We start from the raw sequence: 23,364 nt of genomic DNA, 5'->3' as shown, positions 1-23,364 counted from the left end.
ACGGGCCGGGGCGGCACGGCCACGACCGCCGCTCAGGCCTCCTGCAGGGCGGCGACGGGGAGTTCGCCCGAGCCGCGGACGATCAGCCGGGTGGGGACGGTGATGGTGCGGGCCCGGGAGCGGTCGCCGTCGAGTCGGGTCAGTGCGGTGGTCGCCGCCGTTCTGCCGATTTCTTCGGGGTCCTGGGCGACGACGGTCAGCGCCGGTTCGAGGGCCTCGGCGAGCGAGACGTCGTCGAAGGCGACGACGGCGACGTCCTTGCGTCCGCTGCGGGCCAGTTCGGCCACTATGCCCAGGGCCATGATGTTGTTCCCGGCGAAGAGGGCCGTGGGCGGATCGGCCAGGGCGAGGAGCCGGGCGGTGGCGGCCTCGGCGCCCTGCTGGTCGTGGGCGTTGGTGACGAGCGTCCTGTCGTGGGGGATGCCGGCTTCCTGCAGCGCCGAGCGGTAGCCGGCCAGACGTTCCCGACGGGTGTACAGCTTCGGGGGCAGGTCGCCGACGAAGCCGATGCGCCGGTGCCCGTGGCCGACGAGGTGGGCGACGCCGTCGTGGGCTCCGGCCCGGTTGGAGCTGACGATGCTGTCCGTGGCGAGGCCGACTCCGGGCCGGTCGAGGAAGATGACGGGGAGCCCCGCCGTGCGGTGGGACTTGAGGTGGGAGTGGTCGGCGCCGACGGACGGCACCACGATGAGGATGCTGACACGACGGGCCAGGAACTTGTCCGTCAGGGCGCGTTCACGGTCGGGCTCGTCCGCGGAGGAGCCCATGAGCAGGGTCAGTCCCCGTTCGCGGACGGTGTCCTCGATGGAACGCGCGACGGCTCCGAAGAAGGGGTTGGCGAGGTCGGGGATGACCAGGCCGATGGTGGTGTCCGGGCCGCCGACGCGGATGTTGCGGGCCATGAGGTTCGGCTGGAAGCCGAGCTTGGCCACGGCGGCCAGTACCTGTTCCCTGGTCTGAGCGGAGGCGGGCCCGTCCTCGTTGAGGACTCGGGAGACCGTCTTGGCGCTGACGCCCACTTCTCGGGCGACGTCGGCCAGGGTGGGGCGGCGGTTCGCTGCCATGGAGGAAACCGTCTCCTGAGGGCTCTCGGTTCCGGCCGCGGCCTCGGCCGGAAACTGTGAGAGCGGGGTCGAGCTGTCAGGTGGCCTGGACTCCGGCGGCCTTGGCGGCCTCGGAATCCGCTACGACAGTATCTCCGGCCGCGTCGACGGTGAGAGCGCCGGTCATGATGGCGACGACCTCGGCCATGGAGTAGTCGGTCGGCTTGATCACGGCGGCGCGCCGGCCCAGCCGGTGCACGTGGATCCGGTCGGCGATCTCGAAGACATGCGGCATGTTGTGGCTGATGAGCACCACCGGCATGCCCTTGTCGCGGACCCGGCGGATGAGGTCCAGGACCTGACCCGACTCCTTGACGCCGAGGGCGGCGGTGGGTTCGTCCATCACGACGACGGATCGCGCCCAGGCGACGGAACGGGCGACCGCGACGGCCTGGCGCTGTCCGCCGGAGAGCGTCTCCACCGACTGCGTCAGCGAGCGCAGACCGATCTTCAGGTCGGCCATGTGCTCCGCCGCCTCCTGGCGCATGCGCTTCTTGTCGAGCATGCGGAAGACACTGCCGAGGACTCCCGGCCGGCGCAGTTCGCGGCCGAGGAACATGTTCGAGGCGATGTCCATGGAAGCGGCCACGGCCAGGTCCTGATAGACCGTCTCGATCCCGTGCGCGCGTGCGCTCTGCGGGCCCGAGAAGGTGATGGGCTCACCGTTGAGGCGTATCTCGCCCGCGTCGGGGGCCACCGCACCGGTGAGGGCCTTGATGAGGCTGGTCTTGCCGGCGCCGTTGTCGCCGATGACGGCGAGCACCTCACCGGGCATCAGGTCGAAGTCGGCGCCGTCGATGGCGGTGACGTGTCCGTACCGCTTGACCAGACCGCGGGCCTGCAGCACGGGCGTGGGGGAGGAGGGGGCGCTCATCGGGCCTTCTTCCGGGAGATCTGGTCGACGGTCACCGCGAGGATCACCAGGATGCCGGTGATCAGGGTCTGGTAGATGGAGGCGACGCCCATCAGCTGCAGGCCGTTGCGGAACACGCCCACGATGAGGACGCCGATGAAGGTGCCCAGGACCGAGCCCCGGCCGCCGAAGAGGCTGGTGCCGCCGAGCACCACGGCGGTGATGCTGTCGAGGTTGTCGGTCTGCCCGGCCTGCGGGTCGCCGACCCCGGTGCGGGAGATGAGCAGCAGGGCGGCGACGCCGTAGAGGAGGCCGGCCACCGTGTAGATGCCGATGGTGAGGCGGGAGGTGCGGATGCCGTTCAGCCGGGCGGCCTCGGCGCTGTTGCCGAGGGCGTAGACGTGCCGGCCCCAGCCGGTGCTGCTCAACGCGTAGGCGAGGAGGAGGAACAGGCCGATGGTGACCAGGGAGCCGTAGGTGATGTCCGTGTGCCCCATCGGGAAGGTCTCCCCGAGCGCGGTCAGCGGGCCGGGCAGGCTGGTGACCGTCTGCTCCGCGGAGTAGATGTGGGTCAGCGCGAACGCCACGTTGAGCATGCCGAGGGTCACGATGAACGGCGGCAGCGGGATCTTCTGCACGAGGAACCCGTTGAGCAGCCCGAAGCCGCCGCAGACGGCCAGGCCGAGCGCGATCGCCACGAGCGGCGGGACGGAGCCCTCGGCCGCCGTCTTGGCGATCACGATGCTGCCGAACGCCATCACCGCCCCGCACGACAGGTCGATCCCCGCCGTGAGGATGATCAGGGTCTGCCCGATGGCGAGGGTGCCCACGACCATGACCTGCTGCACGATCAGTGAGAAGTTCCCGCCGGTCAGGAACTGGTCGGTCGAGAAGGAGAAGAAGGCGCAGGCCAGAAGGAGAGCGGCCAGGGGGCCGGTGGTCGGCGCCGTGAGCAGTCTGCGGACCGTGGTCGGCGCTTTGAGCTCCGAGTACGGCGTGGTCGTGGCTGTCATGCGAAGTCCTTGTCGGAAGACAGATGTCCTTGGCGGGGGACGAGGGCCGAGACTCTCGCCGCCGGGACAAGGCGGGCGGTCGTCCCTGTTCCGGGAGGTGGGCCGACCGCCCCGCCGAGGGGAGTGACGGTGTCGTGCGGGCCGGGGAGGGCTCAGCCCCAGCAGTTCTCCAGGCCGAAGGCGGTGTCCTTCGACGTGACCCCGGCCTGCGCCTTGTCGGTGATCAGCGTGACGCCGGTGTCGGTGTAACCGGACGCCTTCTTGCCGTCCTTGGCGTACGTGACGACGGCCTTGACGCCCTCGGCGGCCATCTTCAGGGGGTACTGCTGCGACGTCGCGGCGATCTTGCCGTCCTTGACGGCCTGGGTGCCGGTGCAGCCGCCGTCCACGGAGACGATCAGCACGTCCTTCTCCCGGCCCTTGGCCTTCAGCGCGGTGTACGCGCCCAGAGCGGCCGGCTCGTTGATCGTGTAGACGACGTTGATGTCGGGCGACTTCTGCAGGCAGTTCTCCATCGCGGTCTGCCCCTTGGTCTGGTCGCCGCCGGTGTCCTGGGCACACACCACGTCCTTCTCGGTGGCGCCGAAGCCCTTGAGGAAACCGTCGTGCCGCTGGACGCCGACGGAGACGCCGGGAGCCAGGTCGAGGGCGGCTATCTTCGCCGTCTTGCCCTTCATGGCGGCCTTGGCGTACTCGCCGATCAGCTGGCCGGCCTTGAGGTTGTCGGTGGCGAAGAGGGCGTCGACCGCGCTCTGCGGCTCGGTCGGCGTGTCCAGCGCGATGACCAGGACGCCCTTGGCGCGGGCCTTCTGGATCGCCGGCACGATCGCCTTGGAGTCGCTCGGGGTGATCAGGATGCCCTTGACGCCGGCGGCGACCATGTTCTCGATGGCCGTGACCTGCCCGGCGTTGTCCCCGTCGAACTTGCCTGCGGCGGTGGACAGTTCGGCGCCGTTCTCCTTGGCGGCCTTCTCCGCGCCCTCCTTCATCTTCACGAAGAACGGGTTGGTGTCGGTCTTGGTGATCAGACCGACCTTCACGCTGCCCGAGCCGGAACCGGAGGAGCCCGAGCCGGAGCCGGACCCGCAGGCCGTCAGGGTGAGGGCGGCGACGCCCGTGACCGCGGCTGCTCTGAGGAGGGAGGAGGACAGGCGAGTGGTGCGAGACATGATCGACTCCTGTGGGATAGCGGGCGGCACCGGGGTTGGGAGGAGAGCGTGCCGCCCGGGGTGTCATCGTTGACTTATGTCATCGTTGACACTGCCTGGCGAGGATGATGGACTCCGGATCCCGGCAACGTCAATGCCTTCCACTCGTCACAAATCGGCAACGTCCGTAGCCGCCGCCTCCGCGCAGCCGGTCATGGCTGTGTCACCGCACCGCCCCTCGCCCGGCCTTTCCGAGCCCTTTCGAGAGAGAGCAGCCCATGAACCCGCGTCAGATCACCGTGGTGGGAGAGTGCGTCGCGGACGCCTTCACCGAAGCGGCGCCCGCCGCGAACGAACTCGCCCTGCGGGTGCTTCCCGGCGGCGGACCTGCGAACACGGCAGTGGCCCTGGCCCGGCTCGGCACACCGGCCCGCTTCCTGGCGCGGCTGTCCGGCGACGTCTTCGGCCGCCTGTTCCGGGCCCACCTGGAGGCGTCCGGCGTCGACCTGTCGTACGCCGTCGACGCGGCCGAGCCCAGCACGCTGGCCGTGGCCGAGCTGGACCCCGCCGGACAGGCCGCGTTCTCCTTCCACGCGCAGAACACGGCCGACTGGCAGTGGGCGCCGGCGGAACTGGCACGGGTGGACCTGTCCGGCACCGCCTGCGTGCACACCGGCTCGCTGGCCCTGATCCGCGAGCCCGGCGGTGCGGTGGTGGAGGAGTTCCTGGCGGCGGCGGCTCCGCGGGCCACCATCAGCATCGATCCCAACGTCCGGCCGTTGCTGGTGCGCCCGGAGACCTACCGCGCCCGGCTGGCTCGCTGGTGCGCCCTCGCCGACGTCCTGCGCCTGAGCGCGGACGACCTGGAGCTTCTGCTGCCCGGCGTCGCACCCGAGCAGGCGTGCGACCTCTGGCACGCGGCCGGGGTACGGCTCGTCGTGATCACCCTCGGCTCCGACGGCGCCCTGGCCTCGCTCGACGGCGAGCGGGTGCGGGTGCCCGCGGTGACCGCACAGGTCGTCGACACGGTGGGCGCGGGAGACTCCTTCACCGCGGGCCTGCTGCACCATCTCGGCGCCCACGGCCTCCTCGGCGGCCGACTGGACGGCCTCGGTCTCGACGCGGTCGCGGAAGCCTGCCGGTTCGGCGCCCGGGTCGCAGCCCTGACCTGCTCGGTCGCCGGTCCCAATCCGCCGTGGCGGGACCAGCTGGAAGCGCTCACGCCCGCCGGCGGCGTCTGACGGGTCCGGGCGGACCGCGTCGGCGAGCGCGCCGCCCCGCACCGTTGACTCCTGCGCGGCGTTGCGTCCATGATCGGGCCGCGCGATGTCATCGATGACATGGTTCGCGACGGCATGGATCGACGACTGCATCCCCTGTCCGGCGAGCGGCGCCCCCGGCGTCCGGTCCGCGCCCCACTGCTGGCCAGCCCTCCACGATCAAGGAAACGACCATGAAGAAGACCCTGCTCGCCGAGTTCACCGCCCGTGAGGGAGCACAGGAGGAGGTCGCCCGCCTGATCGGCGCGTACGCCCTGAAGGTGCGCGAGGAAGAGGGCAACCTCGTCTTCGACGTCTACACCAGGGAAGCCGCCCCCCGCGCCTTCTGGATCTTCGAGGTGTACCGCGACGAGGACGCCTTCACCGCGCACCTGAACGCCCCGTACGGCCCCCCTTTCAACGCCGCGCTCGTCCCGCTGATCGAAGAGGACGCCTCCGTGCTGACGTTCCTGAACCCGCTGACCACCAGCGCATGACGAGCCGTTGACGTGGACCCCGCGCCAGGAGCCCTGGAGCGAACCCGAGCAGCGGCGCAACCCCGCCCGGCGGTGACGGCCCCTCCGCCCTCCCGCTCGGACCGGCCGCCGAAAGGAGCGGTGCGACCGGCGGCCCCGCGTCGCTCGCGCCACGCCCCGAGGGGACACGCCGGGGCGGTCGGCGGGATACCGGCTCCTGCCGGGATATCCCGTTGTGGGGCCGGCGACGCGACCGTAGGGTCCCGGCATGTCTCTCCGTGCCCTCATGCGTCAAGCCCTTCCGGAAGCGATGCGCGCCCGTGACAAGACCACGGTGAGCGCGCTGCGCGCGACGCTCGCCGCGCTGGACAACGCGGAGGCGGTCCCCGTGGACGAAGCCCGGCTGCGCGGTGTGGCCCTCGAACAGTCACCGGTGGGCGTCGGGGCCACCGAGGCGGTCCGACGTGACCTGAGCGAGGGAGAAGCGGCGGACATCGTGCGCGCCGAGGCCGCCGAACGACTGGAAGCCGCAGCGCAGTTGACCGACCCGGCGCACGCCGACCGAGCCGCACGACTGCGCGCCGAGGCCGCTGTACTGCTGCGCTTCCTCGACCCCGCCTGATCCCCGGAACGCACAAGGAACCTGCGGAACTTGCAAAGAACCTGTTGCAAAGGAATCATTGCAACAGATTCTTTGCAAGGGTATCTTCGTGCTCATGAACGAGCCCCGGGACCCACGGGTCCGCAGTCTCGACGCCCGCTCGCTGCGCGGGCTCGCCCATCCCCTGCGCATGCAGCTGCTGGACGCCCTGCGCTTCGGCGGCCCGGCCACGGCGTCCCAACTGGCCGAGAAACTGGGGGAGTCGAGCGGAGCCACCAGCTACCACCTGCGACAGCTGGCCGCCCACGGCTTCATCGAGGACGCCCCTGAGCGAGGCAAGGGCAGGGAGCGCTGGTGGAAGGCCGCCCATCAGGGGCTGCGCTTCGACGACGCCCTGCTCGCGGACGCCAACCCGGAGGTGCGCGGGGCCGCCGACACCTACCTCCATGAGGTCGCGACCGCTCAGACCCGCGATCTGTCGACCTGGCTCGGTAACCGGCACACCTGGCCGGAAGAGTGGAACCGGACCTGGGACCTGAGCAGCGCGACGCTACGGCTGACGCCCGGACTCGCCCGAGAACTGGTCGAGAAGATGCACGCGCTCGTCGAGACCTACCGCGACCGTGCGATCGACGAAGACAACGCCGACGCCGCCCAGGTACGCATCCAGACCCGCGCATTCCCCTTGTCCACGGAATGAGAGGCCATCGCCCGATGCACCCCGAGACCCATCTCGCCCTGCACCACGTCCGCGCCGTCGAGCTCCGGGCCGAAGCCGGCGCCCACCGCCTCGCCGCCACCGCCCGGCTCACCGCCGCCCCCCGGGACCTCGCCGGCCCCCGGACCCTCGGGAGCCTCCGGACCCGCCTCGGCTGGACCCTCGTGGAAGTCGGCCTGCGACTGGCCGCCACGCCCCGGACGGGCGCGGCTGTTCCTTGAGACCGCGTATCAGCAGCCGCCGAAGAACACCCGCCTCGCGGGTCAGTTCCTCAACCACCCGGTCCTTTGTCCTCGTCCTTGACCTGCGCGACGACCGCCGGCCTGCGCAGCAGGTCGCCGGTGACCCGCGCGGCGACCTCTTCGTCCTGGGCGAGCGAGTGGATCGCGCTGGCTTTCTCCCGCGGGGTGACCGGCTTGACGACCTGGCGGCCCGTCCGGCGTTTCGCCACGTCTTATGCTTACCTTCGGTAACAGTCACCTCGATGCAACCGATGAGGGCGTATGACGCTGCCACGGCTTCCGACCTTCGATGTCATGTCGGCGACCTGCCCGTCCCGCACCTCGCTCGCCCGCATCGCCAACAAGTGGACGGCCATGGTGGTCATCGCGCTCAGCACAGGCCCCATGCGCTTCCGCGATCTGCGTACCAGCGTCGACGGCATCAGCGCCAAGGTCCTCACCGGGACGCTCCGGGACCTGGAACGGGACGGGCTCGTCACCCGGCAGGTGTGCCGCGAGGTCCCGCCCCGGGTCGAATCGAGCTGACCGCGCTGGGGCGCGCTCTTCATGTCCCGCTTCAGGCACTGGGCCGCTGGGCCGAGGAACACTTCACCGAGGTACTCGCGGCACGCGAGAGCTACGACGCGCGCCAATGACCCCTGCCCGGTTACCTCGGTAACCCATAGCGGAACGCCGCGACGGTGGACCCGAGGGTGCGGCGCCCTGAACAGCCGCCCCCGTGGCATCTGGATGCTGATCGCCGGCAGCGGATTCCTCGGCACGGGACGGCCGCCGCGGGCCGCGTGTCCAGAGTTCGCGGCCGACCTCTTTCGCCCGGGAAGGGCGCGGGCGGCCTACCGCCCCCAGAAGGCGTCCTCGGCGTCCTGGTCTCCGGAGAACAGCCACATCTCGACGATCTTGCCGTCCTTGAGGTGCAGGACGTCCACGCCGTCCATGCTCATGGAGGCGTCCTGGCGCCGCCCTGCGAAATGGATCGAGGCGGCCACAGTGTCGCCGTTGCCCATGAGAGCGTGGATCGCGTCGATGGCGAAGGTGCCCTGACTCGCCTCCATCATCCCGCCGAGCATGGCGAAGACGGCGTCGCGTCCCTTTCGCGCACCGGAGAACTGGTTGCTGCCCGGCTGATGCCAGACGATCCCCTCGTCCAGAAGCTCGCCCACTTTGGCCAGGTCACCCTTCTGGACGGCCTGGAAGTACTCTCGCGCGACGTCGACGTTGTTGCTGGCCATGACAAACACTCCCTGTGCCTCCGATGCATCGGCAGCAGGTCGACGCCGTTGAGCCCCTGCCCTTCGGCGAGTTCTCCTGCGAGGAACGGCTGTGAGAGGGCCGGAGCCGAAGCAATGACCTTGAAGTGATCGAGTATCGGAGGGTCGGTTGGCAGCCGGAAGCAGCCTGCTGAAGGTGCTCAGGTGGCCACCGGACGGTCCGCGGGTGGAGTGTCAGCCCGAGGCGCCGCTGCGCCGGGCGTAGGCACGGGCGGCGCGGGCGCGGTCACCGCAGCGGGTGGAGCACCAGTGGCGCCGGCCATGGGTGCGCACAAGGAACCGGTCGCAGGGCGCGGAGCCGCAAGCGGCGAGGATGCCGGCGTCGGGACCGGTGAGCAGGTCGGCGGCGTCGGCAGCGAGGGTCGCCAATGCATGGTTGACGGCCCGGTCGGTGGGGTGCGCCTGGATGCGGTGCAGCCCCTGGGTCCCGTCCCAGGCGAGGACGGGTGCGGTGGGCACGGCTGTGAGCGCCTCGTTCACCGCGCGCAGGGATTCCTCGGGCGGGGTGCCGGTGTCCACGCGGGCGGCGAACAGGGCACGTACGTGGGCACGCAGCGTGCGCATCCGCTGGGCACACACCTCGTACAGCTGCACGTCCGGGGTGGTCAGGTCGTGGGCAGCGAGCCAGCGCATAGCCGATTCGGGTGCCGCGAGCAGGTCGTAGCTCTGGCCGGCGGGCAGGGTCGCGGCGGTGTCGGCGAAGTCCAGGGAACGGTATCGGTCGGCACCCGGAGCCGGGGGCAGAGGGGTCAGCGCCGTGTCGGTGGCGGTGGCCAGGGTGTCGTCCATGCCCCTCATGGTAGCGATTGCGTTTTTCCGTGACACCTGCCAACCTATTCTCACGTTAAACACATAGTTTTTTCGTGAGAAGCGGAGATGTGATGTCCCAGCTCGACGCCGATCAGTTCCCGGTTCGCACGTTCGGCGGCCCGACCGCCCTGTTCGAGTACGGCGGCCTGCGCTTTTTGACCGACCCGACCTTCGACGGCCCCGGCGAATACCCTTCGCCCGGCCCGACCCTGACCAAGACCGCCCCCTCCACCGCCACCCCCGCCGACGTCGGCCCCGTCGACGTGGTCCTGCTCTCCCATGACGAGCACGCCGACAACCTCGACACCTCCGGCCGAGCCCTGCTCGCCGACGTCCCCCTCACCCTGACCACCCCCGGCGGCGGCGAACGCCTCGGAGGGAAGGCCAAGGGTCTGGCCGACTGGCAGACGGTCGAGCTGGAGCGCCCGGGCGGCGGCACCATCACCGTCACCGGGGTTCCCGCCATCCACGGCCCCGGCCCGCGCGAGGAGGTCGAGCCGTACGCCGGCCAGGTCGTCGGCTTCGTCCTGACCGGCGAGGACCTGCCCACCGTTTACGTCAGCGGCGACAACGCCTCCCTCGACGCCGTCAGGGAGATCGCCGAGCGCTTCGCCCCAGTGGACACCGCCATCCTGTTCGCTGGCGCACCCCGTTTCCCCATGCTCTTCGACGGCAACCTGATCGTCCTGGACAGTGCGCAGGCCGCCGAGGCCACCCGGATTCTTGACGCCCGCTGTGTCGTGTCGTCCCGGCCCACCACGACAGCTGGGCCCACTTCACCGAAGGCCGCGAAGACCTGGAAGCTGCCTTCGCCGCCGCTGGTCTGGACGACCGCCTGGACCAGGACTGGACGCAGCGCGCCTGAACCTGGACCGCTGCCCAGGAACCCATACCTCGTGCAGGGGTCGGGGCCCGCAACACCCCGGGCCCCGACCCCTGTGCCTTTGACCGCCGAGAACGAGGATCTGCGAGGACGGTCCTGGCTTCGGGCCGTGTCCTTGCCGGAAGCGCCCGAAGCCCCGGACGGGCCCGGCTCGCTAGCATGCAATGCATGGCCATCAAACTCGAGAACGTCGGCATCGCCGTTCGCGACCTCGAAGCAGCGATCTCCTTTTTCACCGACCTCGGCCTCACGGTCATCGGCCGTGACACGGTCAGCGGTGAGTGGACCGACACCGCGGTCGGCCTTGATGGCAATCACGCCAGCATCGCGATGCTCCAGACGCCGGACGGCCACGGTCGCCTCGAGCTCTTCGAGTACATCCACCCCGAGGCGATCGAGTCGGAGCCCACTCTTCCCCATGAGATCGGCATGCATCGCGTCGCCTTCTCGGTCGACGACATCGACGAAGCCCTCGAGGCTGCCGCGAAGCACGGATGCCGTCCGCTTCGCGGTGTGGCGACCTATCAGGACGTCTACAAGCTCACGTACCTCCGCGGCCCCAGCGGCATCCTCGTGATGCTCGCCGAGGAGCTGAAGAAGGACATGAAGGAGAACTGACGGCCTATCGGGTCACGGTCGGCCCTCGGCCGGATCGCCGTCCTGGCAAAATGACGGTATGGAACGTGTGCTTGGAATCGGCGGATATTTCCTGCGGGCGGCCGACCCCGCGGCCCTGAACGCCTGGTATCGCGACTGCCTCGGCCTGGAGGCCGACGACAACGGCCTGTGGAGGCAGGGAGCCGGACCGACGGTGTTCGCGACGTTCGAGTCCGAGACCGACTACTTCGGATCCCGCGCTCAGCAGACCATGCTCAACTTCCGGGTGCGCGACCTCGACGCGATGCTCGCGCAATTGCGCGCCAAAGGCGCGGCCGTGGAAAAGGAGACGCAGGAAATGGACGGCGTCGGCCGGTTCGGCTGGGTCACCGATCCCGAAGGAAACCGGGTCGAGCTGTGGCAACCCGCCTGACCGTACCGACGTGCATACGGTGACATTCCGGCGGATCGCGCCGGACTCGCCCAGGTGTCCCCGCCGCCGAGGCACAGCTGCGACGTGCCGGACGGCGAGAGAAGACACCCCTCCGCGCGCCCTGCGCGGAAATGCAGCACCACCTTTGCCCGGAACGGCCTCATGGAATGGCCGGACGTCCCTGCATGAATGATCGATCACCCGCCGATCGGGTGACAGCGGGGGCAATTCCGTGAGACGAGAACGGAGGGCACTCCCTCGCCGCCCACCGCACGGAACCCTTCGAGGCACAACTGCTCCCGAGGCGTGCGGGGGTGGACCGGACGGTCGGAGGGCTGCCCCCGTCGGGTGCTCCGGTGTCGCACAGGCGGCGGATCATGACCGTTGCTCTCTGGTGGGGGCCGCTCTCGCCGTGTAGCGTCATCGTCAGCTGTCGTGGTTCGCAGTACCTGCCCGCGCCGTCGCGTGGGCGTTTTGCTGTGCAGTGCCGGACCAGGGCGATCACCTCCGGGGCCGCGCGGTGCGGTTCCCGACAACAACTGGGAGGCACCAGCATGGCCAGCGGAACTGTGAAGTGGTTCAACGCCGAAAAGGGCTTCGGCTTCATCGCCCAGGACGGCGGCGGACCGGACGTCTTCGCCCACTACTCCAACATCAACGCCTCCGGCTTCCGTGAGCTCCAGGAAGGCCAGGCGGTCACCTTCGACATCACCCAGGGCCAGAAGGGCCCGCAGGCGGAGAACATCACGCCTGCCTGATCTCGAACACCGTCGGGCCCCGGAGCGCTTCCCGCTCCGGGGCCCGACGCGCGTCGGGGCCCTGATCCGGTCCGGCGCACGCAGGACGCGTCGTCGTACGATCACGCACATGACCGCGGACGGGCGAGTCGGACGGGCCGAACTCCTCTGTGAGCGTGCCGTGTTCGGCGGGGACGGCAGTGCGCCGGCGCTCGCCGACCGGAGTCTCGACGCGGTCGAGGCGGACCTCGCGCCGGCCCGCGGCCGACTGGTCCACGCCCGCCTTCTGCAGGAGCGGGTCGCGGACCCATGCGAACGGGAACTCTTCGAGCGGGCCGCGGAGTTGTACGTCCGGCTCGGTGACCTACGCGGCGAGGGCGAGGCGGTCTTCTGGCTCGGCGCCTTCCGTCAGGTGGTCCGCCGTTGCGGCACATCGGCTTCGCCGAACACATGGCCGGCCGGCTCGACCGGGCGCGAGCGCACTTCGAGGAGGAGGAAGCGACGGAGCTCGCCGAGGCCACCGACTCCCATGGAGTCCTGCGCTGGGTGACGGAGGCCCGCAAGGAAATCGGCCTGCCGTGAGGCGCACGCCGAGAGCGCATGCCGACGGTGCATGTGCGCGGCGTAGCTGTGGCAGTCCGCGGCGCCTGGGGGGGAGTTGCTCTCCTGGCGCCGGCGGCCACCGGGCAGGCGTGCCCCGAACCGCACCTTCAGGTAGGGACGTTGCGCGTCACCGCATCTCGTCGATATCTCGTCGATGGCTTTCGCTTCCAGGCCATTGCAACGATTGCTGGGTGTCGTCGTTGCATTCTCCGTAGAGTCGTTGCAACGAAATGTGGGCACTATCCTGCGAGTTCGACTGTCTCTCGCAATAAATGAGTTGTCGAACCTGTGAATGCAACGTAGCGTTTCCTCGGTCGGAAACTGCGGATCGATGGCTTCGCCGAGAGGGGGCCCCGGCTCGCAGCGGGGGCGGTCAGAGGAGCGGACAGGGTGAGGAAGGCAGTGCGGAGGCGGCAACGCGCCGTGCCCGACAGCGTCATGGCGTTCGCCCGCTTCGTGCTGTGCGGCGGGGGAGTGGGGGTGGCCTCAAGCTTCGCCGTGGCGGCTCTCGCCTCCCGGATCCCGTGGGCCCTGGCCAACGCCCTGGTCACGGCTGCGTCGACCCTCGTCGCCACCGACCTCCACGCGCGGTTCACCTTCGGCGCGGGCGGTCGGGCGACCTGGCGTCAGCACGCGCAGTCGGCGGGGTCCGCGGCGGCCGCGTACGCGATGACCTGCGTGGCGATGGTCGCGCTGCACGTGTCGGTGCAGTCACCCGGCGCGGTGTGCGAACAGGCCGTGTACCTGTCCGCCTCCGCGCTCGCCGGCGTCGCACGGTTCGCGGTCCTGCGCCTGGTCGTCTTCGCGCGCGGTCGCTCCCGGGGCGTGGCCGAGGTCGCCGTCCCCCTGCCCGTGCCCACGGCCCGCACCGCGGCGCTGACCGATCCGAAGACGCTGTGCCACGCCGCCTGACCGCTCTGCCGGGCGCCCCGCGTCGCGGTGATGTCGGCGTGGCCGTCGAATATCGCGTGCGTCGTCGTCCGTCGACGTAGCAGACTTCCCGGCATGGTCGACATGCGCACGTTCCGGCACGAGGTCGCGGGCTGGGCGGCCGGTGGCCCCGGCGGCCCGGCAGGGGAGCTGGCCGAGGTGCTGGGGGTGCGTACGGCGGTCCTGGTGGAAGGCCTGAGCGACCTCGCTGCCGTCGAGGCGCTGGCCGTGGGGCGCGGCCGGGACCTGGCGGCCGAGGGGGTGTGCGTGATGCCGATGGGCGGAGCGATGAGCGTCGGCCGCTATGCGGCGCTCCTGGGGCCGGCCGGTCTCGGCCTCCGTCTGATCGGTCTGTGCGACGAGCGCGAGAAGCCCTTCTTCGACCGGGGCCTCGACCCGACCTGGACACCGCGGCCGCGCATCCACGTGTGCACGGCGGACCTGGAGGACGAGCTCATCCGCGCGCTGGGCCCGGCACGGGTCGAGCAGATCGTCGAGGCCGAGGACGAACTGCGCGCCTGGCGGACCTTCGTGCGGCAGCCGGCCCAGTACGGCCGGCCGCGGGAGCAGCAGCTGCGCCGCTTCATGGGCACGAAGAAAGGCCGCAAGATCCGTTACGGACGGGTCCTGGTCGAAGCCCTCGCCCCCGACCGGGCGCCCGCCCCGCTGGACGACCTCTTCGACGGCCTGTGACCGCTCGCCCGCCGCCCGGTGACCATTCCTTGCCGACGCCTTGTCCATGGCTTGGCGTGCGCGAAAGGACATGCGGGGCAGGCGGGAAGGCATGACAGTGAACGATTCCCGCAAAGGCGCCGCTCTCCTGTACGACCCCCTGCGCAACAAGGGCACCGCGTTCAGTGCGGCGGAGCGGGCCGAGTTCGGCCTCGACGGGCTGCTGCCGCCCGCCATGGAGACGCTGGATGACCAGGCGGACCGGGCGTACGCGGCGTTTCTCGGCTACGACAAGCCACTGAACCGGCACATCTACCTGCGCCAGCTCCAGGACACCAACGAGGTGCTGTTCCACCGGCTGGTCACGCAACACCTGGAGGAGATGCTGCCGGTCGTCTACACCCCGACGGTCGGCGAGGCGTGCCGGCGCTTCAGCGAGATCTACCGCCGCCCCCGCGGGCTGTTCCTGTCGTACGAGGACCGCCACCGCTTCCGTGACATCCTGCGCAACCGCCCGCACGACGACGTGGACGTCATCGTCGTCACCGACGGCCAGCGCATCCTCGGGCTGGGCGACCAGGGGGTGGGCGGCATGGGCATCCCGATCGGCAAACTCAGCCTGTACACGGCGATCGGCGGCATCCACCCCGCCCGGACGCTGCCGGTCCTGCTGGACGCCGGGACGGACAACGAGGAACTGCTGAACAACCCGCACTACCTGGGTCGCCGCGAGCGCCGGGTGACCGGGGCCCAGTACGACGAACTGGTGGAGGCGTTCGTGGCGGCCGTGGAGGCGGAGCTGCCGGGGACGCTGCTGCAGTGGGAGGACTTCGCGACGGCGCACGCCCGGCGCATCCTCAGCCGCTACCAGGACCGGCTGCTGACCTTCAACGACGACATCCAGGGCACCGCGGCCGTCGCCCTCGCGGGGCTCACCACGGCGACACGGGTGGCGGGGACCCGGCTCGCCGACCAGCGGATCGTCATCCTCGGCGCGGGCTCCGCCGCGGTCGGCGTGGCCGACATGATCCGCATCGCCCTGGTCGACGACGGCGTTCCGCAGGAGGAGGCCGCCTCCCGCTTCTGGTTCGTGGACGTCGACGGGCTGCTGACCGGCTCCCGGGACGGGCTGACCGACGAGCAGCGGGTCTACGCCCGCGACGACGAACAGGAGTCGTACGGCCTGGCCGAGGTGGTGGACCGGGTCGAACCGACCGTGCTGATCGGGCTGTCCACCGCGCACGGCGCCTTCACGGAGGAGATCGTGCGGCGGATGGCGGCCTCGTGCGACCGTCCGGTGATCTTCCCGCTGTCCAACCCGACCTCCCACGCCGAGGCCGACCCCGCCGACCTCGTGCGCTGGACGGACGGCAAGGCGCTGATCGCCACCGGATCCCCGTTCCCGCCGGTGACGGTCGACGGCCGTGAGACGCCGGTCGCCCAGGCGAACAACGTGTACGTGTTCCCCGCCATCGGCCTGGCGGTCACGGCGGCCCGGGCCACCCGGGTGACGGACCGCATGATGGTGGCCGCCGCCCGCGCGGTCGGTGACTGCGCCGCCCGGTCCGCCCCGGACGACAGCGGCGCCCCCGCACCGCTGCTGCCGCCGCTGGGGGAGATGCGGGACGCCGCCCGGGAGATCGCGGTGGCCGCGGCGATGGCGGCCGTGGAGGACGGCGTCGCTCCGAAGGCCAGCGAGGAGGAGCTGCGCGCGGCCGTCGAGGCGGCCCGGTGGAGCCCGCAGTACGCCCGGTGACGGCTCCCGCCCCGACGGAGTGACGGGGTGGGAACGGTGACCCGACACGCCCGGGGGCGGGAAGAGCGGCGCCAGGACGGGCTGGTGAACAGACAGCCCCGCGGAGCATGTCGAGAGGAACCCGGCGGCGCCGTCCCGGTGGCAGACGACGTCACCGCGGGGGCGGGCGTACCGCGACGACGTCACCGCGGGTGCGGGCGTACCGCGACGACGTCACCGCGGGCGCGGGCGTACCGGGGCTGCGTCAGCCGCCGTTCCGCCCCTCCGCCCGACGCGATCAGCGCCGCGTTCACTCGTGAGAGTTGTCCTTTCCCCGGTTTTCCCGGCATCTGCATGCCGACGTCATATGCGGAGCAGCATCCGCGCATGGAGAATGCTGCATTCGACGGAACACCGTTGGCAGAGGGGATCGGAACCGGTCCAGAGGTCGTCTTCACAGCGGACTTCGCGTCCACCCGTCAATGGGTGGCGGGGCGGTCGTGGGCGTATCCGAACGGCGGCCCCGTCAACCCCGGCGACAACAAACTGGATCATCTGACGGCGGACCCCGCCTACAGCCGCTCGGGCGTCTTCCGCGCCACCCTGCGCAAGGACGGCCTGTGGGACACGGGTCTGCTCACCACGGAAGGGAGCGAGGAGGGCTTCACCGTCCGTACGGGAGACGTGCTCGAGGCGCGGGTGCGGCTGCCCTACGAGGCCGGAGCCTGGCCGGCCATCTGGACCTGGCGGGACGGCGGCCAGGAGATCGACGTCTTCGAGTACCACCCCGACAACCCCGACCTGCTGGAGCTGACCAACCACGTCCGTGGCGGCAACTCCTACTACCGCGACCCCGCCGTCCGTCCGGGCGGATGGGTGGACCTGCGCGTCCGGTTCGGCTCACGGTCCGTGGTCTGGTGGGTGAACGGAAGCCGGGTGTTCGCCGACCGACAGGGCGTCGGACGTTCCTGGAACGCCTACCTCATCGTCAACCTGTCGGTGTCCGCGGGCCGCTACCACCCGCCGCCGGCTCCCCACGTCAAGGAGATGTCGTACGAGGTCCAGGGGCTCGTCGTGCGACGGCCCACCACGCTCTTGGAGACGGAGGCCGACGAGCCCGAGGCGATGACCGACGCCGACGGGTTCTGAGCGGCTCGGGGGCCGGGGTGGGGGTGTCCCCCGTCTCGAACCTGGGGCCCGCCGGATCGTGGGCCGGGTGACGGCGAACCTAGCGTTCAGCCATGAACGCGACTCTGCGGAAGCCCCTCGTCCTGGCGCTGTGCGTCGCCACCCTGCTCGCCGCCGGGGTGACCGGCGCCGTCGCCCGGCCCGCCCTTCCCGCGCCCGGGGAGCAATTACGCCAGGACACCGAGGCGATCCACGCCCTCGGCGTCAGCGGCGTGCAGGCACGCGCGGTCGCGCCCGACGGCCGGCAGTCGGTCGCCACCAGCGGCACAGCGGACCTGCACACCGGCCGACCGGTCCCTCCGGACGGCTACTTCCGCATGGCCAGCACGGCCAAGACGCTGGTCGCCACCGTGGTGCTCCAACTCGAAGCGCAGGGCCGGCTGTCCCTGGACGACACGGTCGACCACTGGCTGCCGGGCGTGGTGCGGGGCAACGGCAACGACGGCCGCCGGATCACCGTCCGCCAACTGCTCCGGCACACCAGCGGCATCCACGACGACCTGCCCGGATACACCACGCCCGAGGAGTACTACCGGCAGCGTCATGACGTCCACGGGCCCGAGGAGCTGATCGCCCGCGCGATGGCCCACGCGCCGGACTTCCCGCCCGGCAAGGGCTGGCAGTACTCCAACACCGGCTACGTCCTGCTCGGCTCGATCGTGCGCAAGGCGACCGGCCGCCCCGTCCACCAGGAGATCGAAGAGCGCGTCCTGCGCCCGCTCGGCCTTTGGCAGACCCGCTGGACCGGCGTCTCGCCCACCCTGCCCCGGCCGCACGCCCAGGGCTACCAACTCTTCGGCCCCGACTCCGCGGTGGACGTCACCGACCAGATAACGGTGGACCACGAGACCGCGTTCGCCACGACCACCCGGGACGAGAACCGCTTCCTGCGCGCGCTGCTCGCAGGCCGTCTGCTGCCGGCGCGACAACTGGCCGAGATGAAGCGGACCGTTCCCGTGAACGCGGAGGTCCAACAGCTCTGGCCCGGCGGCCGATACGGGCTCGGCCTCGTCGAACGCCCCCTGAGCTGTGGAGGAACCTACTGGAGCCATGAGGGCGGTGACGGCGGCTACATCACCCTCAACGGCGTCACCGAAGACGGCCGTCGAAGCGTCGTCGTCTCCATGTCCGAGGCGCGCGGCGACACCCTGGAACACATCCTGGGGCAGGAGAAGGCGGCCGGCGGCCTGGTCGACCACGCGTTGTGCGCCGAGGGCCACAGCCCCCGGTGAGGTGCCCCGCAGGGTGATCCGTCTGCCCCTCGCGCTCCGCCGTGCCGTGTCCGGCCGTACATTCGTAGTGTCTCCTCAGCCGGTCGGACGCGGGCGGCCGTCGGGCCGCCCACCGGCCCCGGCCGGAGAACGCCCGTCCCCACTGGAGGTACGTCATGCCCGGCACCGACGAAGCCGCGGAGGCCATCACCGCCGCGGTCGTCGACAGCTTCCGCGACACCCCGGACCCGCGGTTGCGTGAGCTGCTCCAAGGGCTTGTGCGCCACCTGCACGACTACGTCCGCGAGGTGCGTCCCACGACGCAGGAGTGGGAACACGCCGTGGACTACCTCACCGCCGTCGGGCAGACATGCGACCCCACCCGTCAGGAGTTCATCCTGCTCTCCGACGTGCTGGGCGTCTCCACGCTGGTCGAGACGGTGAACGAGCGGGGCGGCGGCACCGAGAGCACGGTCCTGGGCCCGTTCCACGTCGTGGAGTCCCCGCGGCGCGCGAGCGGCGACAGCGTGGATCTCATGGGCGCCGGAACGCCGTGTGTCGTGTCGCTCCGCGTCAGGTCCGCGGACGGCAGCCCGCTGGCCGCGGCGAGCGTCGACGTGTGGCAGTGCACCGAGGACGGCTTCTACGACGTGCAGCAGCCCGACGTCCAGCCACGGGGCAACGGACGCGGCCTCTTCCGGACCGACCACGAGGGCCGCCTGTGGTTCCGCACCGTCGTGCCCAGCCACTACCCCATTCCGACCGACGGCCCGGTGGGACGGCTGCTCCTCGCGACCGGGCGGCACCCGTACCGCCCCGCCCACATCCACTTCATCGTCGAGGCCGACGGCCACCGGCCGCTCACGACGCACATGTTCGTCGCCGACAGCCCCTACCAGGACTCGGACGCCGTCTTCGCCGTCAAGGAGAGCCTCGTCGTGGACTTCGCGCAGGTCGACGACGCGGACAAGGCCCGCGCCTACCAGGTCACCGCCCCTTTCCGCATGGCCGAGTTCGACATCGTCGTCGAGCCCGAGCCCGAGCCGACCGAGGACGCACGGTGAACGCCCCGTTCGCCTTCAGCTACCAGGCGCTGCCGATGCGCGTGGTGATGGGAGTCCGCGCCCTCGACCGGCTCGCCGACGAGATCGACCGCGCCGGCCTCAAGAGGGTCATGGTGCTGTGCTCGCCCGGACAGCGGGAGCTGGCCGAGACCGTCGCCGGCCTGGCCGGCGCCCGAGTGGCGGACATCCACCCCCACGCCCGTGTCCATGTGCCCGCCGCGGCCGCGGCCGCGGCCCGCAGACGCGCGCAGGAGGTGAACGCGGACGGCTGCCTCGCCGTCGGCGGCGGCTCGGCCATCGGCCTCGGGAAGATCGTCGCCCTGCGGCACGGCCTGCCGGTCATCGCGGTGCCGACGACGTACGCCGGGTCCGAGATGACGCCGGTGTGGGGTCTGACGGAGAACGGCGTCAAGCGCACGGGCAGGGATCCGCGCGTCCTGCCCGTGTCGGTGCTCTACGACCCCGCGCTCACCGTGAGCCTGCCCGCGGGCGTCTCCGCGACCAGCGGCATGAACGCGATCGCGCACGCGGTCGAGGCCCTGTACGCGCCGGACGCCTCCCCGATCATCGACCTGATGGCCGAGGAAGGCGTACGGGCCCTGGCCGGCGCGCTCCCGGACGTCGTCGCCGACGGCGCCGGCCTCGACGCCCGGTCCCGGGCGCAGTACGGGGCCTGGCTGTGCGGCGCCTGCCTCGGGGCCACCACCATGTCGCTGCACCACAAGCTCTGCCACGCCCTCGGGGGCGCCCTCGACCTGCCGCACGCCCCCACTCACGCCGTGGTCCTTCCGCACGCCCTCGCCTACAACCAGGGCGCGGCGCCCAAGGCGGTGGCGGCGCTCGGCCGTGCCCTGGGCGCCTCCGGCGACCCGGCCGCGCATCTGTGGGACCTCGTGGGCCGACTCGGCGCGCCGCGCTCCCTGAGGGAGTTGGGCATGGCGCAGGACGACATCGACCGGATCGTCGCGATCACGCTGGCGAACCCCTACGCCAACCCCCGCCCGGTGACGGCGGACGGCCTCGGCAGGCTCCTGCACGCCGCCTGGTCCGGACGGCCTCCGGCCCGCTGAGAGCGCGCGGGGCCGGCCCTGGCCGGGCGGTGGCGCCCGCTCGTACGCTGGCCCGCATGTCAGCGTACGAGTCCGAGGAAGCGCCGCCCCGGGACCGCGTCCCCCGCGTCGTCCACATCGCCGACCCGGTGCCCATGACGCTGCTGCCGACCCGCACCTGGACGCCGGCACAGTGGACGCGCATCCAACAGGGCCGTCTGGCGCGGGACATGAGCGACAAGTGGGACGTCCTGGTCGACGGGCGGATCGCCTTCGTGCGCAGGTGGTCGACCGGGCAGATCTTCTACGAGATGACGTTCGAGCCCGTCGACGGCGGCTGGTGGATCGGCTCGGCGGTGATGGGGGCGGATCACCGGCGCAGCCTCGGCCCGAGAGCCGCGTACGCGATCGACGAGGAGAACGGCGTGATGCTGGAGTGGATGATCAGCGGCATCCTGCTGGACGAACCCGACGAGGACCTGGTGCTCCGGCTGCAGGCCGTTCTCGACCAGCCGCACCGCACGGACGAGCGGCTGCCCCGGCTGATCCTGCACACGACGCTCGGCCTGCGCACGGTCCCCTGACCGGAGCCCGTCCCCCGACTGTCGGCGCCGACTGCGAGAATCGCTCCATGACTGCGAAGCTGCCCCTGCACAGCGCCCGTTGGCGCGACCTCGACGGTGTGACGGTCGACGAGGTGGCGGCCCTGCTGCGGGAGATGGCCGCCGCGGCTTCCCCGGGGAGCGGCGACGCATGGCGGCGGAGCTGGACGAACCTGGCCGAATGCCTGCTGGACGACGGAACGGTCTACGTCGGAGCTTATGCGGCCCTGCCCCATCTCATCGAGGCGGCGGCGGAGCTGCCCCCGGAGCGGTCCGTGGAATTCTGGGTCGACCTGGGATTCATCGTGACCGCGGAGGACAGGCATCCCGTCCCGGCGGATCTCGAGGCGGGGTTCGGCGCCGCACTCCGGCTCGCCGAGCGGGCGGCCGTCCGCAGTCTTCTCGCGGGCGTTCCCGAGGAAGTCGCCACCGGCCTCGCGCTGAGCTGCGTCGCCTTCGCCGGTCACCACACCGCCGCGGCGCTGTGGTCTCTCGCGCCGGAGGAACCCGAGCTGCGGCTGATGTGCCGCTGGTGCGACGCGGACACCGAGATCCCGGAGTTCTTCGTGGACCTGGCGCGTCCGCCCTTCGCCGCTCCGGAACTGCCCGATCCCGCTCGAGCCGGCCGGGGAGAGCACCCTTGGGGGGCGGTCGCCGCAGCGCTGGAGCGGGAGCCGCTGGAGGAGACGTCGGGGGAGGGGTGGGAGCCCTTCCTCCGGGTGGCACGCGACGTCGCGGCCGCGGGAGTACCCCACGAGACACCGGGATGGGCCGTCCTGTGCCTGGTCGCCTGCATGGTCGCGGTCACGGGCGCGCCGCGGCCGGCCGGGAGGAAGCGGGCCCGCCGACTGATGTCGCTCACCGGGAACTTCCGCTGCTGGAACTGCGAGCAGACGTGGACGATCGCCGACGGCCTGGCGGAGAACCCGGCGGGCGCAGAGCCCCGGAGCCGTGACACACCGGCGTGGACCGACGCGGAGGGACCGGGTGCCGAGCCGAAGCCGGCCGCCGCCGGACGGCCGGGCGAAGCGGCGGCCCGGCTCCGGCAGGACGGAGACGCCCTGCTCGCGGCCGACGGAACGTCATGGGGCCGCATATGGGCGTTCCCGGGCTCCGGGTCCGTTGCGACCGGGAGCGTCGACTCGTTGGCGATCGTGTCCCGCCCCGGTCGGCCGGCGCTGGTGGCCGGCGGCGGGGACAAGGGCACGGTGTTCCTGTGGAACCCGGTCGACGGCCGGATCGTCCACGCCCCGTCGGCCGGACATCCCGACCGCGTCTCCTCGCTGACGGCCCTGCCCCTGCCCGGGGGCGCCGTCCATCTGGCGAGCGGCGGCGACTGCGGCACGATCGCCCTGTGGGATGCGGCCGACGGACAACTGCTGACCGCTCGGCCGGAGTTCGGCCTGCCTGTTCGCGAACCGGCCGGCCACCGGCCCGACGCGGTGACCGGGATGTGCGCCGCGGCCCTGTCCGACGGCCGGACCCTGTTGGTCACCGCCACGCAGCGGGGCGCGGTCAGAACGCGGGACCCCGGCACCGGTGAGCCGGTCGGACGCCTCAACCCCTATGGCCGTCCGATCCGTTCGATCGCCGCCGTCCCGGTCGCGGCCGGGCACACGCTGATCGCCGCCTCGGACGGACAGGGCGGCGTCGAGGTCTGGGATCCGGCCGTCGACGACCCGTGGGACAGCGGCGTCGCCGTGCAGCTGAGCCGACGGGCCCTCGACGACGCCGGCCACCGGGTCGCGGCCGTGGCGGCGGTGCCCGGACCCGGCCGGCACCTGCTGGCCACCGGGGACGACCGCGGCGGCGTCATGCTGTGGGACCTCGCGACCGGTCTCCCGGTCGGCCACGGCCTCGCCCCGTCGACAGGCACCGCCGGCCTTCGGGCCATGACCGCCACCACGCTGCACGACGGGCGCACCGTCCTGGTCGTCGGCAGCAGCCATAGCCGCAGCCTGCGGGTATGGGAACCGGAGAGCGGCGCGCTGCGGCACATCGCCCTCGACGTGGCGCTCACCTGCCTGGCCGCCGTGGGACCGTGGCTGATCGTCGGCCATGAGCGCGGGGTCCTCGGTCTCCCGCTGACCGAGCGGTGAGCGCTCCGGCCCCCGGAAAGAGCGCTCACCCGCCCCCGCCCCGTCGCGTCCCGCGGACACGCTGTGACAC

General features: G+C 71.4%; 25 protein-coding genes and 2 pseudogenes. 20 read left to right on the top strand and 7 right to left on the bottom strand.

Annotated features, from left to right (window positions below; genetic code table 11):
- Window positions 1–32: 32 nt before the first annotated feature.
- The 4 genes from Sri02f_RS27750 to Sri02f_RS27735 form a co-directional block, all read right to left on the bottom strand.
- A complete protein-coding gene (locus Sri02f_RS27750; RefSeq protein WP_109004041.1) occupies window positions 33–1,064 on the bottom strand; it encodes a LacI family DNA-binding transcriptional regulator in 1,032 nt (343 codons plus the stop codon).
- Window positions 1,065–1,140: 76 nt separating this feature from the next.
- Window positions 1,141–1,977: an ATP-binding cassette domain-containing protein gene (locus tag Sri02f_RS27745; RefSeq protein ID WP_109004040.1), complete on the bottom strand. Its 837-nt coding sequence runs from the start codon at window positions 1,975–1,977 to the stop codon at window positions 1,141–1,143.
- Window positions 1,974–2,969, bottom strand: coding sequence for an ABC transporter permease (locus tag Sri02f_RS27740; RefSeq protein ID WP_109004039.1), 996 nt, complete (start codon window positions 2,967–2,969; stop codon window positions 1,974–1,976). Before Sri02f_RS27740 ends, Sri02f_RS27745 begins: the two co-directional genes overlap by 4 nt.
- Before the next feature lie 152 nt (window positions 2,970–3,121).
- Window positions 3,122–4,138, bottom strand: a complete 1,017-nt coding sequence (locus Sri02f_RS27735; RefSeq protein WP_109004038.1) for a sugar ABC transporter substrate-binding protein — start codon at window positions 4,136–4,138, stop codon at window positions 3,122–3,124.
- 257 nt (window positions 4,139–4,395) lie between these two features.
- Here Sri02f_RS27735 and Sri02f_RS27730 point away from each other — a divergent pair, with 257 nt between their 5' ends.
- The 5 genes from Sri02f_RS27730 to Sri02f_RS27710 all read left to right on the top strand — a co-directional run bounded on the left by Sri02f_RS27730 (window position 4,396) and on the right by Sri02f_RS27710 (window position 7,392).
- The gene (locus tag Sri02f_RS27730) at window positions 4,396–5,358 is read left to right on the top strand and encodes a carbohydrate kinase family protein (RefSeq protein WP_109004037.1); all 963 of its coding nucleotides are present in this window, start codon (window positions 4,396–4,398) and stop codon (window positions 5,356–5,358) included.
- Between the two features lie 212 nt (window positions 5,359–5,570).
- The gene (locus Sri02f_RS27725) at window positions 5,571–5,873 is read left to right on the top strand and encodes a putative quinol monooxygenase (RefSeq protein ID WP_109004036.1); all 303 of its coding nucleotides are present in this window, start codon (window positions 5,571–5,573) and stop codon (window positions 5,871–5,873) included.
- A 289-nt stretch (window positions 5,874–6,162) separates the two neighbouring features.
- Window positions 6,163–6,474, top strand: coding sequence for a hypothetical protein (locus tag Sri02f_RS27720; protein WP_109004035.1), 312 nt, complete (start codon window positions 6,163–6,165; stop codon window positions 6,472–6,474).
- 94 nt (window positions 6,475–6,568) lie between these two features.
- Window positions 6,569–7,153 (top strand): ArsR/SmtB family transcription factor, encoded by a 585-nt coding sequence (locus Sri02f_RS27715; RefSeq protein ID WP_109004089.1) that lies wholly within the window; start codon window positions 6,569–6,571, stop codon window positions 7,151–7,153.
- Between the two features lie 14 nt (window positions 7,154–7,167).
- Window positions 7,168–7,392 carry a hypothetical protein gene (locus Sri02f_RS27710; RefSeq protein WP_109004034.1) on the top strand — a complete coding sequence of 75 codons (225 nt, stop codon included), beginning with the start codon at window positions 7,168–7,170 and terminating at the stop codon, window positions 7,390–7,392.
- 50 nt (window positions 7,393–7,442) lie between these two features.
- Here the strand turns inward: Sri02f_RS27710 and Sri02f_RS27705 are convergent, their stop codons facing one another.
- Entirely contained in the window at window positions 7,443–7,622 is a 180-nt protein-coding gene (locus Sri02f_RS27705; protein ID WP_174855714.1) for a DUF6192 family protein, read from the bottom strand.
- Between the two features lie 52 nt (window positions 7,623–7,674).
- Between Sri02f_RS27705 and Sri02f_RS27700 the strand changes: the two are divergent.
- Window positions 7,675–8,048, top strand: a pseudogene (locus Sri02f_RS27700) (winged helix-turn-helix transcriptional regulator).
- A 198-nt stretch (window positions 8,049–8,246) separates the two neighbouring features.
- On the opposite strand, the gene Sri02f_RS27695 reads toward Sri02f_RS27700, so the two are convergent.
- Both Sri02f_RS27695 and Sri02f_RS27690 read right to left on the bottom strand, forming a co-directional pair.
- The gene (locus Sri02f_RS27695; RefSeq protein WP_109004033.1) at window positions 8,247–8,642 is read right to left on the bottom strand and encodes a nuclear transport factor 2 family protein; all 396 of its coding nucleotides are present in this window, start codon (window positions 8,640–8,642) and stop codon (window positions 8,247–8,249) included.
- A 213-nt stretch (window positions 8,643–8,855) separates the two neighbouring features.
- Window positions 8,856–9,470, bottom strand: a complete 615-nt coding sequence (locus Sri02f_RS27690; RefSeq protein WP_109004032.1) for an ABATE domain-containing protein — start codon at window positions 9,468–9,470, stop codon at window positions 8,856–8,858.
- Window positions 9,471–9,562: 92 nt separating this feature from the next.
- On the opposite strand from Sri02f_RS27690, the pseudogene Sri02f_RS27685 reads away from it, so the two are divergent.
- The 14 genes and pseudogenes from Sri02f_RS27685 (at window position 9,563) to Sri02f_RS27620 (ending at window position 23,294) form a co-directional block, all read left to right on the top strand.
- Window positions 9,563–10,356, top strand: a pseudogene (locus tag Sri02f_RS27685) (MBL fold metallo-hydrolase).
- Between the two features lie 186 nt (window positions 10,357–10,542).
- A complete protein-coding gene (locus Sri02f_RS27680) occupies window positions 10,543–10,992 on the top strand; it encodes a VOC family protein (RefSeq protein WP_109004031.1) in 450 nt (149 codons plus the stop codon).
- A 58-nt stretch (window positions 10,993–11,050) separates the two neighbouring features.
- Window positions 11,051–11,404: a VOC family protein gene (locus Sri02f_RS27675; protein ID WP_109004030.1), complete on the top strand. Its 354-nt coding sequence runs from the start codon at window positions 11,051–11,053 to the stop codon at window positions 11,402–11,404.
- A 554-nt stretch (window positions 11,405–11,958) separates the two neighbouring features.
- Window positions 11,959–12,162, top strand: coding sequence for a cold-shock protein (locus Sri02f_RS27670; RefSeq protein ID WP_037751662.1), 204 nt, complete (start codon window positions 11,959–11,961; stop codon window positions 12,160–12,162).
- Window positions 12,163–12,564: 402 nt separating this feature from the next.
- Window positions 12,565–12,723, top strand: a complete 159-nt coding sequence (locus tag Sri02f_RS43105; RefSeq protein ID WP_245970833.1) for a hypothetical protein — start codon at window positions 12,565–12,567, stop codon at window positions 12,721–12,723.
- A gap of 459 nt (window positions 12,724–13,182) precedes the next feature.
- Window positions 13,183–13,656, top strand: a complete 474-nt coding sequence (locus Sri02f_RS27660; RefSeq protein ID WP_109004088.1) for a GtrA family protein — start codon at window positions 13,183–13,185, stop codon at window positions 13,654–13,656.
- A gap of 93 nt (window positions 13,657–13,749) precedes the next feature.
- Window positions 13,750–14,367 (top strand): TOPRIM nucleotidyl transferase/hydrolase domain-containing protein, encoded by a 618-nt coding sequence (locus Sri02f_RS27655; RefSeq protein ID WP_109004029.1) that lies wholly within the window; start codon window positions 13,750–13,752, stop codon window positions 14,365–14,367.
- A gap of 91 nt (window positions 14,368–14,458) precedes the next feature.
- Window positions 14,459–16,102 carry an NAD-dependent malic enzyme gene (locus tag Sri02f_RS27650; protein ID WP_109004028.1) on the top strand — a complete coding sequence of 548 codons (1,644 nt, stop codon included), beginning with the start codon at window positions 14,459–14,461 and terminating at the stop codon, window positions 16,100–16,102.
- A gap of 366 nt (window positions 16,103–16,468) precedes the next feature.
- Window positions 16,469–17,230: a LamG domain-containing protein gene (locus Sri02f_RS27645; protein WP_109004027.1), complete on the top strand. Its 762-nt coding sequence runs from the start codon at window positions 16,469–16,471 to the stop codon at window positions 17,228–17,230.
- A gap of 92 nt (window positions 17,231–17,322) precedes the next feature.
- Window positions 17,323–18,501, top strand: coding sequence for a serine hydrolase domain-containing protein (locus tag Sri02f_RS27640; protein ID WP_109004026.1), 1,179 nt, complete (start codon window positions 17,323–17,325; stop codon window positions 18,499–18,501).
- A 155-nt stretch (window positions 18,502–18,656) separates the two neighbouring features.
- Window positions 18,657–19,544, top strand: a complete 888-nt coding sequence (locus tag Sri02f_RS27635) for a dioxygenase family protein (RefSeq protein WP_109004025.1) — start codon at window positions 18,657–18,659, stop codon at window positions 19,542–19,544.
- A gap of 35 nt (window positions 19,545–19,579) precedes the next feature.
- The gene (locus Sri02f_RS27630) at window positions 19,580–20,614 is read left to right on the top strand and encodes a maleylacetate reductase (RefSeq protein WP_109004087.1); all 1,035 of its coding nucleotides are present in this window, start codon (window positions 19,580–19,582) and stop codon (window positions 20,612–20,614) included.
- 56 nt (window positions 20,615–20,670) lie between these two features.
- Window positions 20,671–21,177, top strand: coding sequence for a hypothetical protein (locus Sri02f_RS27625; RefSeq protein WP_109004024.1), 507 nt, complete (start codon window positions 20,671–20,673; stop codon window positions 21,175–21,177).
- A 47-nt stretch (window positions 21,178–21,224) separates the two neighbouring features.
- Complete coding sequence (locus tag Sri02f_RS27620; protein ID WP_245970832.1) at window positions 21,225–23,294, top strand: WD40 repeat domain-containing protein; 2,070 nt, start codon at window positions 21,225–21,227, stop codon at window positions 23,292–23,294.
- Window positions 23,295–23,364 lie beyond the last annotated feature (70 nt).

The organism is Streptomyces rishiriensis, from assembly GCF_003112535.1.
Taxonomy (GTDB): domain Bacteria; phylum Actinomycetota; class Actinomycetes; order Streptomycetales; family Streptomycetaceae; genus Streptomyces; species Streptomyces rishiriensis.
The sequence above is the reverse complement of the archived record's forward strand: the minus strand, read 5'-3'. Positions and strand labels throughout refer to the sequence as shown.

Coding starts and splice junctions, on each gene's coding strand:
- Sri02f_RS27750 (WP_109004041.1), bottom strand. CDS start 1,064: ATGGCAGCGAACCGCCGCCCCACCCTGGCCGACGTCGCCCGAGAAGTG.
- Sri02f_RS27745 (WP_109004040.1), bottom strand. CDS start 1,977: ATGAGCGCCCCCTCCTCCCCCACGCCCGTGCTGCAGGCCCGCGGTCTG.
- Sri02f_RS27740 (WP_109004039.1), bottom strand. CDS start 2,969: ATGACAGCCACGACCACGCCGTACTCGGAGCTCAAAGCGCCGACCACG.
- Sri02f_RS27735 (WP_109004038.1), bottom strand. CDS start 4,138: ATGTCTCGCACCACTCGCCTGTCCTCCTCCCTCCTCAGAGCAGCCGCG.
- Sri02f_RS27730 (WP_109004037.1), top strand. CDS start 4,396: ATGAACCCGCGTCAGATCACCGTGGTGGGAGAGTGCGTCGCGGACGCC.
- Sri02f_RS27725 (WP_109004036.1), top strand. CDS start 5,571: ATGAAGAAGACCCTGCTCGCCGAGTTCACCGCCCGTGAGGGAGCACAG.
- Sri02f_RS27720 (WP_109004035.1), top strand. CDS start 6,163: ATGCGCGCCCGTGACAAGACCACGGTGAGCGCGCTGCGCGCGACGCTC.
- Sri02f_RS27715 (WP_109004089.1), top strand. CDS start 6,569: ATGAACGAGCCCCGGGACCCACGGGTCCGCAGTCTCGACGCCCGCTCG.
- Sri02f_RS27710 (WP_109004034.1), top strand. CDS start 7,168: ATGCACCCCGAGACCCATCTCGCCCTGCACCACGTCCGCGCCGTCGAG.
- Sri02f_RS27695 (WP_109004033.1), bottom strand. CDS start 8,642: ATGGCCAGCAACAACGTCGACGTCGCGCGAGAGTACTTCCAGGCCGTC.
- Sri02f_RS27690 (WP_109004032.1), bottom strand. CDS start 9,470: ATGGACGACACCCTGGCCACCGCCACCGACACGGCGCTGACCCCTCTG.
- Sri02f_RS27680 (WP_109004031.1), top strand. CDS start 10,543: ATGGCCATCAAACTCGAGAACGTCGGCATCGCCGTTCGCGACCTCGAA.
- Sri02f_RS27675 (WP_109004030.1), top strand. CDS start 11,051: ATGGAACGTGTGCTTGGAATCGGCGGATATTTCCTGCGGGCGGCCGAC.
- Sri02f_RS27670 (WP_037751662.1), top strand. CDS start 11,959: ATGGCCAGCGGAACTGTGAAGTGGTTCAACGCCGAAAAGGGCTTCGGC.
- Sri02f_RS27660 (WP_109004088.1), top strand. CDS start 13,183: ATGGCGTTCGCCCGCTTCGTGCTGTGCGGCGGGGGAGTGGGGGTGGCC.
- Sri02f_RS27655 (WP_109004029.1), top strand. CDS start 13,750: ATGGTCGACATGCGCACGTTCCGGCACGAGGTCGCGGGCTGGGCGGCC.
- Sri02f_RS27650 (WP_109004028.1), top strand. CDS start 14,459: ATGACAGTGAACGATTCCCGCAAAGGCGCCGCTCTCCTGTACGACCCC.
- Sri02f_RS27645 (WP_109004027.1), top strand. CDS start 16,469: ATGGAGAATGCTGCATTCGACGGAACACCGTTGGCAGAGGGGATCGGA.
- Sri02f_RS27640 (WP_109004026.1), top strand. CDS start 17,323: ATGAACGCGACTCTGCGGAAGCCCCTCGTCCTGGCGCTGTGCGTCGCC.
- Sri02f_RS27635 (WP_109004025.1), top strand. CDS start 18,657: ATGCCCGGCACCGACGAAGCCGCGGAGGCCATCACCGCCGCGGTCGTC.
- Sri02f_RS27630 (WP_109004087.1), top strand. CDS start 19,580: ATGCGCGTGGTGATGGGAGTCCGCGCCCTCGACCGGCTCGCCGACGAG.
- Sri02f_RS27625 (WP_109004024.1), top strand. CDS start 20,671: ATGTCAGCGTACGAGTCCGAGGAAGCGCCGCCCCGGGACCGCGTCCCC.
- Sri02f_RS27620 (WP_245970832.1), top strand. CDS start 21,225: ATGACTGCGAAGCTGCCCCTGCACAGCGCCCGTTGGCGCGACCTCGAC.